At 69.7% G+C, this 12955-nt stretch carries 11 protein-coding genes; 5 read left to right on the plus strand and 6 right to left on the minus strand.

Going from position 1 to position 12955, the window contains the following annotated elements:
- Positions 1–221 precede the first annotated feature (221 nt).
- Genes tkt through pgl form a run of 5 tightly spaced genes read left to right on the plus strand, consistent with a single transcriptional unit; the run spans position 222 to position 6849 of the window.
- Positions 222–2342, plus strand: a complete 2121-nt coding sequence (tkt, locus tag AB0D12_RS28330) for a transketolase (protein WP_362688613.1) — start codon at positions 222–224, stop codon at positions 2340–2342.
- A gap of 34 nt (positions 2343–2376) precedes the next feature.
- A complete protein-coding gene (gene tal / locus AB0D12_RS28335) occupies positions 2377–3495 on the plus strand; it encodes a transaldolase (RefSeq protein ID WP_362688616.1) in 1119 nt (372 codons plus the stop codon).
- 5 nt (positions 3496–3500) lie between these two features.
- Complete coding sequence (zwf, locus tag AB0D12_RS28340) at positions 3501–5033, plus strand: glucose-6-phosphate dehydrogenase (protein WP_362688619.1); 1533 nt, start codon at positions 3501–3503, stop codon at positions 5031–5033.
- The gene (opcA, locus tag AB0D12_RS28345; RefSeq protein ID WP_362688622.1) at positions 5030–6070 is read left to right on the plus strand and encodes a glucose-6-phosphate dehydrogenase assembly protein OpcA; all 1041 of its coding nucleotides are present in this window, start codon (positions 5030–5032) and stop codon (positions 6068–6070) included. The genes zwf and opcA overlap by 4 nt, the downstream gene beginning before the upstream one ends.
- A complete protein-coding gene (gene pgl, locus AB0D12_RS28350) occupies positions 6067–6849 on the plus strand; it encodes a 6-phosphogluconolactonase (RefSeq protein ID WP_362688625.1) in 783 nt (260 codons plus the stop codon). The genes opcA and pgl overlap by 4 nt, the downstream gene beginning before the upstream one ends.
- Before the next feature lie 203 nt (positions 6850–7052).
- On the opposite strand, the gene AB0D12_RS28355 is transcribed toward pgl, so the two are convergent.
- The 6 genes from AB0D12_RS28355 to AB0D12_RS28380 all read right to left on the minus strand — a co-directional run bounded on the left by AB0D12_RS28355 (position 7053) and on the right by AB0D12_RS28380 (position 12865).
- The gene (locus AB0D12_RS28355) at positions 7053–7463 is read right to left on the minus strand and encodes a DUF3052 domain-containing protein (protein ID WP_362688628.1); all 411 of its coding nucleotides are present in this window, start codon (positions 7461–7463) and stop codon (positions 7053–7055) included.
- A complete protein-coding gene (locus AB0D12_RS28360; protein WP_362688631.1) occupies positions 7460–9013 on the minus strand; it encodes a PH domain-containing protein in 1554 nt (517 codons plus the stop codon). The genes AB0D12_RS28355 and AB0D12_RS28360 overlap by 4 nt, the downstream gene beginning before the upstream one ends.
- A complete protein-coding gene (locus AB0D12_RS28365; protein WP_362688634.1) occupies positions 9010–9510 on the minus strand; it encodes a PH domain-containing protein in 501 nt (166 codons plus the stop codon). Before AB0D12_RS28365 ends, AB0D12_RS28360 begins: the two co-directional genes overlap by 4 nt.
- A gap of 4 nt (positions 9511–9514) precedes the next feature.
- Positions 9515–11164 (minus strand): glucose-6-phosphate isomerase, encoded by a 1650-nt coding sequence (pgi, locus tag AB0D12_RS28370; protein ID WP_362688637.1) that lies wholly within the window; start codon positions 11162–11164, stop codon positions 9515–9517.
- 51 nt (positions 11165–11215) lie between these two features.
- Positions 11216–12427: an MFS transporter gene (locus AB0D12_RS28375; protein WP_362688640.1), complete on the minus strand. Its 1212-nt coding sequence runs from the start codon at positions 12425–12427 to the stop codon at positions 11216–11218.
- Between the two features lie 102 nt (positions 12428–12529).
- Positions 12530–12865: an RNA polymerase-binding protein RbpA gene (locus tag AB0D12_RS28380; protein WP_078947476.1), complete on the minus strand. Its 336-nt coding sequence runs from the start codon at positions 12863–12865 to the stop codon at positions 12530–12532.
- Between the last annotated feature and the right edge of the window lie 90 nt (positions 12866–12955).

The following is a 12955-nucleotide window of genomic DNA, read 5'->3' on the forward strand; positions in this document are numbered from 1 at the left end:
GATCTTCGCGGGGGTGGGCTCGTGTTGAGCGGCTGCCGCACGGCGCGCGTATACACCGCCGACAGGCGGAGACGACGCTGTGACGGCACCCTGGCTGTGTCCGACTTTTTGAAAGGCATGCACTCGAAAAGAGGTGCGTTGCTCCGGGGGTAGGCTCGACAACGCCCGGTGCTTCCGTCGTCACCGGGATACGAACATGTGGAGAGGAGCCCTGACCCAGGGTGAGCACCAAGCCGACCACCACAGACCTCGAGTGGACCGATCTGGACCAGCGGGCCGTTGATACCGCCCGCGTCCTGGCCATGGATTCCGTACAGAAGGTCGGCAACGGCCACCCCGGTACGGCCATGAGCCTCGCGCCCGCCGCCTATGTTCTGTTCCAGAAGCTCATGCGGCACGACCCCGCCGATCCGGACTGGACCGGCCGCGACCGGTTCGTACTCTCCGCGGGGCACTCGTCTCTGACCCTCTACATCCAGCTCTACCTGGCCGGGTACGGCCTGGAGCTCGACGATCTCAAGTCCTTCAGGACCTGGGGTTCGAGGACCGCGGGCCACCCGGAGTACGGGCACACGCCGGGCGTAGAGACGACGACCGGCCCGCTCGGCCAGGGCGTCGCCAACGCGGTGGGCATGGCCATGGCCTCCCGCTACGAGCGCGGCCTGTTCGACCCGGACGCAGCTCCGGGCACCTCGCCGTTCGACCACACCATCTGGGCCATCGCCGGTGACGGCTGCCTCCAGGAGGGCATCTCCGCCGAGGCGTCCTCGCTGGCCGGGCACCAGAAGCTGGGCAATCTGGTGCTGCTGTGGGACGACAACCACATCTCCATCGAGGGCGACACGGAGACGGCCGTCTCCGAGGACACCCTCAAGCGGTACGAGGCGTACGGCTGGCACGTCCAGCGTGTCGAGCAGAAGCCCAACGGCGACCTCGACCCGGCCGGTCTCTACAAGGCCCTGAAGGCGGCGCAGGCCGAGACGGAGCGCCCCTCCTTCATCGCGGTCCGCTCGATCATCGCCTGGCCCGCCCCGCACGCGCAGAACACCGAGGCCGCGCACGGCTCGGCGCTCGGCGAAGAGGAGGTCGCGGCCACCAAGCGCGTCCTCGGCTTCGACCCGGAGAAGAGCTTCGAGGTCTCCCACGAGGTCCTCGGGCACACCCGTGAGGCGCTCGACCGCGGCCGCGAGGCCCAGGGCGAGTGGGAGAAGACGTTTGCCGCGTGGCGCACCGCCAACCCGGAGCGCGCCGCCGAGTTCGACCGGATCCGCTCGGGCGAGCTCCCGGCGGGCTGGGAGGAGGAGCTCCCGGAGTTCGAGACCGGCAAGGGTGTCGCCACCCGCGCCGCTTCCGGCAAGATCCTGCAGTCGCTCGGCGCGGTCATTCCCGAGCTGTGGGGCGGCTCCGCCGACCTGGCTGGCTCGAACAACACGACGATCGACAAGACGTCGTCGTTCCTGCCCGACGGCAACCCGCTGCCGGGCGCGAACAAGTACGGCCGCACGATCCACTTCGGCATCCGTGAGCACGCCATGGCCGCGACCATGAACGGCATCGCGCTGCACGGCAACACCCGTATCTACGGCGGCACCTTCCTGGTGTTCTCGGACTACATGCGCAACGCCGTGCGGCTCTCGGCGCTGATGCACCTGCCGGTGACGTACGTGTGGACGCACGACTCGATCGGTCTCGGCGAGGACGGCCCCACCCACCAGCCGGTGGAGCACCTGGCCTCGCTCCGCGCCATCCCGGGCCTCAACATCGTCCGTCCGGCCGACGCCAACGAGACCGCCATCGCCTGGCGCGAGATCCTCAAGCGCTACACCAAGGAGTTCGGCAAGGGCGCCCCGCACGGCCTTGCGCTGACCCGCCAGGGTGTGCCGACGTACGAGGCCAACGAGGATGCCGCCAAGGGCGGTTACGTCATGTTCGACGCCGAAGGGCCCGACGGGCAGAGCACGGCGCCGCAGGTCCTGCTGATCGGCACCGGCTCGGAGGTCCAGCTGGCCGTGGAGGCGCGCGAGCAGCTGCAGGCCGCGGGCGTCCCGACCCGGGTGGTCTCGATGCCGTCCGTCGAGTGGTTCGAGGAGCAGGACCAGGCGTACAAGGACAGCGTCCTGCCGCCGGCCGTGAAGGCCCGTGTCGCGGTCGAGGCCGGTATCGGTCTGACCTGGCACCGCTTCGTCGGCGACGCGGGACGCATCGTTTCGCTGGAGCACTTCGGAGCTTCGGCCGACGGCAAGGTCCTCTTCCGCGAGTTCGGCTTCACTGCCGAGAACGTGGCCGCTGTCGCCCGGGACTCGCTTGAAACTGTCAATGGGCTGGAAGCCGCCGCGCGCTGACGCCGGTATACGACAAGTAGGAGATGCAACTCTCATGACAGACGCACTCAAGCGCCTCTCCGACGAAGGCGTCGCGATCTGGCTCGACGACCTGTCGCGCAAGCGGATCACGTCCGGCAATCTCGCCGAACTGATCGACCAGCAGCACGTCGTGGGCGTCACCACCAACCCCTCGATCTTCCAGAAGGCCATCAGCAGCGGTGACGGTTACGAGCAGCAGCTCGCCGACCTCGCCGTGCGCAGGGTGACCGTCGAGGAAGCCGTACGGATGATCACGACGGCGGACGTCCGCGACGCCGCCGACATCCTGCGACCGGTGTTCGACGCCACCGGCGGCAAGGACGGCCGGGTCTCCATCGAGGTCGACCCGCGCCTGGCGCACAAGACCGCGGCGACCATCGCCGAGGCCAAGCAGCTGGCCTGGCTGGTGGACCGTCCGAACACGCTCATCAAGATCCCGGCGACGAAGGCCGGCCTGCCGGCGATCACCGCGGTCATCGGGAAGGGCATCAGCGTCAATGTCACGCTGATCTTCTCCCTGGAGCGCTACCGCGAGGTCATGGACGCCTATCTGGCCGGTCTGGAGAAGGCGAAGGCCGCCGGACTGGATCTCTCCAAGATCCAGTCCGTGGCGTCCTTCTTCGTGTCCCGTGTGGACACCGAGATCGACAAGCGGCTCGACGCCCTGGGCACCCCGGAGGCCAAGGAGGCCCGCGGCAAGGCCGCCCTGGCCAACGCCCGTCTCGCGTACCAGGCGTACGAAGAGGTCTTCAGCAGCGACCGCTGGGCCGAGCTCGACAAGGCGCAGGCCAACAAGCAGCGTCCGCTGTGGGCCTCGACGGGCGTCAAGGACCCGGCGTACAAGGACACGATGTACGTCGACGAGCTGGTCGCCCCGGGCACGGTGAACACCATGCCGGAGGCCACGCTGGAGGCCACCGCCGAGCACGGTCAGATCACCGGTGACACGGTGCGCGGCACGTACGAGCAGGCTCGCGCCGAGCTCGACGCCATCGAGAAGCTCGGGATCTCCTACGACGAGGTCGTGCAGCTGCTCGAGGACGAGGGCGTCGAGAAGTTCGCGACGTCCTGGAACGATCTCCTCAACTCGACCGAGGCCGAGCTCAAGCGCCTCGCTCCTTCGGAGGGCTGACCAACTTGTCCGGTCTCAGCGGAGCCAACCCGCTCCGTGACCCCGCAGACCGACGGCTCCCGCGTATCGCGGGGCCGTCGGGCCTGGTCATCTTCGGTGTCACGGGCGATTTGTCACGTAAAAAGTTGATGCCAGCCGTCTATGACCTGGCCAACCGCGGGTTGCTGCCGCCGGGCTTCTCGCTCGTCGGTTTCGCCCGCCGTGAGTGGAAGGACGAGGACTTCGCACAGGTGGTCCACGACGCCGTCAAGGCCCACGCCCGTACGCCGTTCCGCGAGGAGGTCTGGCAGCAGCTCATCCAGGGGATGCGCTTCGTCTCGGGCGACTTCGACGACGACGACGCCTTCGAGCAGCTGAAGTCGACCATCGAGGACCTCGACAAGAAGCAGGGCACCGGCGGCAACTTCGCGTTCTATCTCTCCGTACCGCCGAAGTTCTTCCCGAAGGTTGTCCAGCAGCTCAAGAAGCACGGGCTCGCGGACCAGAAGCAAGGCTCCTGGCGCCGCGCGGTCATCGAGAAGCCGTTCGGCCACGACCTGGTCTCCGCCAAGGAGCTCAACCAGGTGGTGCACGAGGTCTTTCCGCCCAACGAGGTCTTCCGGATCGACCACTACCTCGGCAAGGAGACCGTCCAGAACATTCTGGCGCTGCGCTTCGCCAACACCCTCTTCGAGCCGATCTGGAACCGGTCGTATGTCGACCACGTTCAGATCACCATGGCCGAGGACATCGGCATCGGCGGCCGCGCCGGCTACTACGACGGTATCGGCGCCGCCCGTGACGTCATCCAGAACCACCTGCTCCAGCTGCTCGCGCTGACCACGATGGAGGAGCCCGCCTCCTTCGACGCGGACGCGCTCGCGGCCGAGAAGACCAAGGTGCTGGGCGCGGTGAAGCTGCCCACGGATCTGTCCAGGAACACGGTGCGCGCACAGTACGCGGCGGGCTGGCAGGGCGGCGAGAAGGCCGTCGGCTATCTCGAGGAAGACGGCATCGACCCCAAGTCGAAGACCGACACCTACGCGGCCATAAAGCTGGGGATCGACAACCGCCGCTGGGCCGGAGTCCCGTTCTACCTCCGTACCGGCAAGCGGCTCGGCCGCCGCGTCACGGAGATCGCGGTGATCTTCCAGCGCGCCCCGCACTCCCCCTTCGACCACACGGCCACGGAGGAGCTGGGCCAGAACGCCCTGGTCATCCGCGTCCAGCCGGACGAGGGCGTGACCCTGCGGTTCGGCTCGAAGGTGCCCGGCACCTCGATGGAGGTGCGGGACGTCTCGATGGACTTCGCGTACGGCGAGTCCTTCACGGAGTCCAGCCCCGAGGCGTACGAGCGCCTCATCCTCGATGTCCTGCTCGGCGACTCCAACCTCTTCCCGCGCGTGGAGGAGGTCGAGCTTTCCTGGAGGATCCTCGACCCGATCGAGCAGTTCTGGGACAAGCACGGCAAGCCCGCGCAGTACCCGGCCGGGACCTGGGGTCCGGTCGAGGCGGACGAAATGCTCGCACGAGACGGACGGAGCTGGCGTCGGCCATGAAGATCGACCTTACGGACACCACAGCCAGCAAGATCAACAAGGCGCTGGTGCAGGGGCGGCGGGCCGTCGGCACGCAGGCCGTCGGCATGGTGCTCACCCTTGTCATCGTCACCGACGAGGAGAACGCCTACGACGCGCTGAAGGCGGCCAACGACGCGTCCCGCGAGCACCCCTCGCGAAAGCTCGTCGTCATCAAGCGGGTCTCGCGTTCGCCGCGCGACCGGGCGAAGGCGCGCCTGGACGCCGAGGTGCGGGTGGGCGCCGACGCGGGCACCGGCGAGACGGTCGTCGTGCGGCTGTACGGCGAGGTCATCAACCACGCCCAGTCGGTGGCGCTGCCGCTGCTGCTGCCGGACGCGCCGGTGGTGGTCTGGTGGCCGGTGAACGCGCCGACCGACCCGGCCAAGGACCCGCTGGGTGCGCTGGCACAGCGCCGGGTGACGGACACGTACGCCTCCGAGCAGCCGGTGCAGGAGCTGGCGGGGCGTGCCGAGGTGTACACCCCCGGCGACACCGATCTGGCCTGGACCCGGATCACACCGTGGCGCTCGATGCTCGCGGCCGCTCTGGACCAGGTCAGCTGCGAGGTCACCGCGGCGGAGGTGGAGGGCGAGGAGTTCAACCCGAGCTGCGAGCTGCTCGCCATGTGGCTCGCGGACCGGCTGAAGGTGCCGGTGAAGCGCTCGTTCTCCGCCGGTCCCGGCCTCACCGCCGTACGGATGGAGACCTCCTGCGGTCCGATCGTGCTGGACCGGGCGGACGGCTCGCTGGCGACGCTGTCGATCCAGGGCCAGCCGGACCGGGCGGTGGCGCTCCAGCGGCGTGAGACGGCAGAGCTGATGGCGGAGGAACTGCGGCGGCTCGACCCGGACGACATCTACGCGTCGGCGCTGCGGTTCGGCGTGGACCGGCTGGCCACTCCGGCGGAGGACGGGGCTGCCGATACGTCGAGGTCCGGTGCGTCGAAGTCCGATGCCAAGCCCGCCTCCGCCGCCGCCAAGAAGGCCGCTCCGGCCAAGAAGGCGGCGGCCAAGTGAGTGCTCCGCAACTCGTCGTCCACCGTGACAAGGAGTTGATGGCGCAGGCCGCCGCGGCCCGGCTGATCACGAAGATCGTGGACGCCCAGTCCGCGCGCGGCTCGGCGTCGGTGGTCCTGACGGGCGGCCGCAACGGCAACGCCCTGCTGGCCGCCCTCGACAGCTCACCGGCCCGGGACGCGATCGACTGGCCGCGGCTCGACCTGTGGTGGGGCGACGAACGGTTCCTCCCGGAGGGCGACCCGGAGCGCAATGTCACGCAGGCCCGTGAGGCTCTGCTGGACAGGGTGCCGCTGGATCCGGCCCGGGTGCATGCGATGCCCGCGTCCGGCGGCGAGTACGGCAACGACGCGGACGCGGCCGCTTCCGCGTACGCAGCCGATCTCGCCGCCGCGGCGGGCCCGGAGGACCACGGCCCGGTGCCGACGTTCGACGTACTGATGCTCGGCGTCGGCCCGGACACGCATGTGGCGTCGCTCTTCCCGGAACTGCCTGCGGTCCGTGAGACGGAGCGCACGGTGGTCGCCGTCCACGGCGCGCCGAAACCACCACCGACCCGTATCTCGCTCACGCTCCCGGCGATTCGCGCGGCACGCGAGGTGTGGCTGCTGGCGGCGGGCGAGGACAAGGCGAAGGCGGCGCGGATCGCGCTGTCGGGCGCGGGCGAGGTGCAGGCTCCCGCGGCAGGCGCGTACGGACGCAGCCGTACGCTGTGGCTGCTGGACGCCGCGGCGGCCGCACAGCTGCCGCGCGACCTGTACCCGCCGGCGTCGCCCTGACCGTGGGGGCTCCGCCCCGGACGCCGCGCCTCAATCGCCGGCGAGGCTGAATTGTCCTGCCGAATCAGCCCGTCCGGCGTGTGAGGACACACCCCCTACGCCCTGAGGGCGTGAGGGCCCCCGGAAGGGCGTCCGGAGTCCGGGGGCGCAGCCCCCCGTCACGGGGAAGGGGCGGGTAGCGGAACAAGCCCCGCCGCAGGCGCTCACCCCGCCCGGTTCTCCACGCGCCGCACGAACTTCAGCCCGGACCAGTCCTCCCCCAGCGCGGCGACCTTCACATCGACGATGCCGAGCGGGAGGAACAGGTCCCGCAGCGCGTTCTCGGTGATGTCGCTCGTATGGCCGGCGGCCTTGCGCGGCCATGCGATCCAGAGCATCGCCGGGTCCGCCAGGTGCTCGACGAGCGTCGTCGCATCGGCTGCCAGATCGCCGTGCGTACGGTAGAAGGCCAGCGTCACATCGGCGTCCCGTGAACCGCGCTCGCCGACCCTGACACCTTCGGGCAGCTCGGGAATCGTCCAGTCCCCGGGCCGGTGCCTGAGCGCGACGCGCTGGCCCGGCTTGATGCCGAGCTTCTTGGCCAGCGGAGTACCCGAGTAGCCGGATGTGGTCATACGGGGATTGTCGCGCCGTCCTCGGCCGCACCGCAGCCCGTCGTCCGCTCCTCCCGTATCAGGAACGGCTCCAGCAGTCCCGGTACCGCTTCCAAGGCGAAGGCCAGGCCCTCGCCCTCCGCCGCGTCGTACACCGAATAGGACCCGGCCCCCGCGGCCGTCGTCGCCGTCAGTGTCAGCACTCCGGCCCGACGCTGGAAGACCGACTGCTTCAGCGTCCAGCCGATGACCCCGCTCCGCTGCAGCGCGACTGTCGCGCGACGGACAGTGCCGGAGCGGGCGACCAGATAGGCGCCGCTGATGCCGTGGCCGAGGTTGCGGTACGCGTCCAGCGCGAGGATCACCGCGATCGGCACCGCCACCGCCGCGCAGGCGGCCGCGAGATACAGCAGGACGGGAGTGACTCGGGCGCCCAGGACAGCGAGCACCAGCACCGGCGGCAGCGACGCTGCCAGCGCCCATCGCAGCCGGCGGGTGCGCGCCGCCCGTGGATGGCCGGTCAGCCGGGCCGCGCTCGTCGGGGCCATGGTCTCGCGCAGCACCTGCGCGGACACCTCGTCGGCCACCGCACGCGGCGCGGCCGGCAGCAGCACCTTGAGGTCCGCGCGTTTGTCATCGTCGTCCTTGACGAGCCCGGTGGCGACGGCGTCCACCCGGGCGGCGCCGAACATCCGCACGCCCAGCGGCTCGACGAGTTCGACGCCGCGCAGTCGCCTCTCCTCTATGGAGATCGAGCGGGCGGTGAACAGACCACGCCGCACCCGCAGCGTGCCGCCGGGCTCACGTTCCAGGCGGTAGTTCCACCACATCTCGATCCAGAGGCCGAGCGCGCCGACGACGCCCGCGACTCCGGCCGCGACGACGAGCACCATGAGCATCCAGACGACCGGGGTGTCCCGCAAACGGTCCCCGACCCAGTCGATGACCTTGCCCTGCGCCCCGAACCACTCGCTGACCTGCATCACACCGCCGACCGCCGCGCCGCCCAGCAGCGGGGCGACGAAGGAGACCGGCGCATACCGGATCCAGGACGGGTCGAGTGCGGCGAGCGTGCCCTCGCGGTGGGTGCCGGACGGGCCGGCGGCCCGCGCCAGCAGCTCCCTGCGCAGGCGCTCGCCCTCCGCCCTGCTGACCGGGTCCAGCTCCAGCGTGGACTCGCCGCCCGCACTGTGCTCGCCGGTGCCGATACGCACCTTGACCAGGCCGAGGACACGCAGCAGCGGGTTGGCGGTCAGATCGACGCTGCGGATGCGCTCACGGGCCAGCGAACGACGTTGGACCAGCAGCAGTCCCGTGTGGAGTTCGGCGCGCTCGGGGCCGATGCGGTAGCGGGTCCGGCGCCACCGTACGTAGTCCGCGCCTGTGCCCGCGGCGATGAGCAGAAGCGCCCCGGCCAGCACCCGGCCGAACGCCTGCCACAGCGGCATGGCGCCCGCGAGGCCGAGGCCGATGGGCAGCCCGGCGCCCGCGGCCACGCCCGCCATGACGAGCGCGGTGACCAGGACCGTACGCCGGTCGAGTCGCCGCCAGCCGTCCTGCGGGGAACTCATGTCGCGTCCCCGGGCGTGGCCTGGGTGATCCGGGTCAGCTGCTCGGCGAGCTCCGCTGCGAGCTCATGGTCGAGCCCCTCGATCTTGATCGCACCTTTGGAGGAGGCGGTGGTGACGATGACCGTGGCGAGCCTGAAAGCCTGTTCCAGCGGCCCGCGCAGCGTGTCCACGGTCTGGATCCGGGACATGGGTGCGATCCGCCACTCCTGCCAGAACGCGCCCGTACGGACATAGACCGCTTCGTCCGTGACCTCCCAGCGGTGCACCCGGAACCACCACGCGGGGAAGAAGGCGGTGCAGGCCAGGCCCAGCACCCCCAGCACCCAGGCGACCGTCAGCAGCCACGGCCGTACGGGCGCGATCAGTGCGCCCAGCACGGCCAGGACCGCCACCGGTACGGCGGTCGTCAGCAGCCACTGCACCCGCCACCAGCCGACGACCCGCTCATTGAGCGTGTTGTCCGGTGGCCTCAGCCGCACCGCACCCTCCCCCGTCATCGGCTCAACGACCGCGTAGCGTGCGGTACTTGGCGACGAGCGTCGAGGTCGAGCTGTCCAGCTGCTCGCCCCTTCCTTCGGTCAGCACCGGCTCGATCTTCTTCGCGAGAACCTTGCCGAGCTCGACACCCCACTGGTCGAAGGAGTCGATGTTCCAGATCGCGCCCTGGACGAACACCTTGTGCTCGTACAGCGCGATCAACTGCCCCAGCACGGACGGCGTCAGCTCCTCGGCGAGGATCGTCGTCGTCGGGTGGTTGCCCCGGAACGTCTTGTGCGGCACCAGCTCCTCGGGCACGCCCTCCGCCCGTACCTCCTCCGGAGTCTTGCCGAAGGCGAGCGCCTGCGTCTGCGCGAAGAAGTTGGCCATCAGCAGATCGTGCTGGGCGACCAGACCCGGCGCCAGGTCCGCGGCCGGATTGGCGAAGCCGATGAAGTCCGCCGGGATCATCTTCGTGCCCTGGTGGATGAGCTGGTAGTACGCGTGCTGGCCGTTGGTACCGGGCGTGCCCCAGACCACCGGACCGGTCTGCCAGTCCACCGGATTGCCCTCGCGGTCCACGGACTTGCCGTTGGACTCCATGTCGAGTTGCTGGAGGTAGGCAGTGAACTTGCTCAGATAGTGGGAGTACGGCAGCACCGCATGCGTCTGCGCGTCGAAGAACTCGCCGTACCAGACCCCCAACAGACCCAGCAGCAGCGGCGCATTGGCCTCGGCCGGGGCCGTACGGAAGTGCTCGTCGATCAGGTGGAAGCCGTCGAGCATCCCCCGGAAGCGGTCCGGGCCGATCGCGATCATCAGCGAGAGGCCGACGGCGGAGTCGTAGGAGTACCGCCCGCCGACCCAGTCCCAGAACTCGAACATGTTCGCCGTGTCGATGCCGAAGCCGGCGACCTTCCCGGCGTTCGTCGACACCGCCACGAAGTGCTTGGCGACGGCCTCCTGGCCGGCCTGGAGACCGGTGAGCAGCCAGTCGCGGGCTGATGTGGCGTTGGTGATGGTCTCGATGGTGGTGAAGGTCTTGGAGGCGACGATGAAGAGCGTCTCGGCCGGGTCCAAGTCCCTTACGGCCTCGTGCAGATCGGCCCCGTCGACGTTCGACACAAAGCGGAACGTCAGCTCGCGTGCGGTGTAGGAGCGCAGTACCTCGTACGCCATCGCCGGGCCCAGATCGGAGCCGCCGATGCCGATGTTGACGACGTTCTTGATGCGCTTGCCGGTGTGCCCGGTCCACTCGCCCGACCTGATCCGGTCGGAGAAGGCGCTCATCTTGTCGAGCACCGCATGCACCGCGGGCACCACGTTCTCGCCGTCCACCTCGATCACGGCGTCACGCGGGGCGCGCAGCGCCGTGTGCAGAACGGCGCGGTCCTCGGTGGTGTTGATCTTCTCGCCGCGGAACGTCGCGTCCCGCAGCCCGGATACGTCGGTGGCAACGGCCAGCTCGCGCAGCAACGCCAGCGTCTCGTCGGTCACCAGATGCTTGGAGTAGTCGAGGTACAGATCGCCGACCTGGAGGGTGTACCCGGTGCCACGCGCCGTATCGGCCGCGAACAGCTCCCGCAGATGCGTCTCCCCCAACTGCTCGCGGTGCTTGCCGAGAGCAGTCCATTCGGGCGTCCGGTTGAGCCTGGTACGGCCTTCTGCGTTCATCTCAGCCCACTTCTTCTCGTACCTGCCTGCATGCCCCACTGCGTCTCCAACCTAATTGATCAGCGGGGTCAGCGACGCGACAGCCGACACGAAGAGTCCGGCCGCCAGCAGAGCGGGTGTGTTCGGTCCCCAGGCGGCGGCCGCCGCACCGCCCAGCAGTGCGCCGAGCGGGGCTCCGGCGACCGCGAGCGTACGGAAGGCGGAGCTGATCCGGCCCAGCATCGCCGCTGGACTGCGCTCCTGCATCAGCGTCGTCCGATTGACGTTCCACACCATGCCCATGACCCCGAAGACCGCCATAGCGGTGATCGTCACCCACAGCTCGCGCACCGATCCCATCGCGACCAGGCATCCGGTCTGCACGACTCCGGCGGCGAACACGCTCCGTATTCTGCCGAGGCGCTCGGAGAGCCTGCGGGCCAGCAGACCGCCGACCGCGCTGCCCGCCCCGACGGCCGTGATCACCGCCGCATACCCGCCGTTCCCGGCGTCCAGCCAGCCGGTGACATGGACGACGAGGGTGGCGATGAGGGCGCCCATTCCGATGTTGCAGAGGGTGGTGGCGATACAGAGTCCGCGTTGCGCGCGGTCCCGCCACAGCGTCCGCAGCCCTTCCCCGACCTCGCCGCGCAGGGTGCTGCCCGTCGCTCCGGTAGCCCTCGATGGCGCAGTGACCCGCAGTGAGGCGACGAGGGCCGCCGCCACGAAATACGTCGCCGCATCCGCCGCGTACGGCACGGCGGCGCCCACGACGAGCAGCACTGGTACCACCGGCGCGGCCAGGAAGCCGCCGACGATCTGCTGTGCGGTCATCAGCCTGGCGTTGGCACTGCCCAGCGCCTCGGTCGGCACCAGCGAGGGCAGCAGGGCGGTGGCTGCGTTGTCGAAGAGCGTCTGGAGCGTGGTGAGCGCGAAGGCGAGTCCGAACAGCAGGGCCATCGAGCCCAGATCCAGCCACACCGCGACGGCGAAGGCGGCCATCAGCGCGCCCCGCAGCAGATCGACGGCCCACATCGCCCGCTGCTGGTCAACCCGGTCGGCGACCGCGCCGCCGAGCAGTCCGAACAGCAGCCAGGGCAGATAGCCGCAGGCCGTCACCGAGGCGATCAGCAGCGGGTCGTCGGTCAGTGAGGCGGCGAGCAGCGGCATCGCGGCGATCTGGAGCGAGTCGCCGAACTTCGAGACGACGGCCGCCGTCCACAGCCGTCCGAACCCCCCGCGCCATGCGGGTGTTCGCGCCTGTGCCGCTTCGGTCGCCGTCACAACATCCCCTTCCGGTCCGTGATTCAGAACCTAAGGGGTGCCACTGACACCGAAGCAAAAAATCCGGCCGGGCACCTTGGGTGTCCGGCCGGACCGCAACTTCTAGATCTCGCCCCGCAGTTTGGCGAGCGCCTCGGCGAGGATCGCCTCGCCGTCCGCGTCGCTGCGCCGCTCGCGTACGTACGCGAGGTGCGTCTTGTACGGCTCGGTGCGCGGCGGGTCCGGCGGGTTGTCCCGGTCCTGACCGGCCGGGAACCCGCAGCGCGGGCAGTCCCAGTTATCCGGGACCTGTGCGTCACTGGCGAAGCTCGGCTGCGTCTCGTGCCCGTTGGAGCACCAGAAGGAGATGCGGAGACGTGGCGCGGACTCGCCTCGCTCAGCCTCGCCCATCGGCCCCGCTCCGACCCGGCTTCCCCGGATCGCGTTGCCACTTGCCACGGTCGTAACTCCCTGCGTGATGGTGCTGCACAGCGTCTCACAGCGGCTGCGCCGCGAGTGCCCCAGTCTACGTAAGGCCCAACGCTCGTC

Source organism: Streptomyces sp. NPDC048479 (genome assembly GCF_040651435.1).
Taxonomy (GTDB): Bacteria; Actinomycetota; Actinomycetes; order Streptomycetales; family Streptomycetaceae; genus Streptomyces.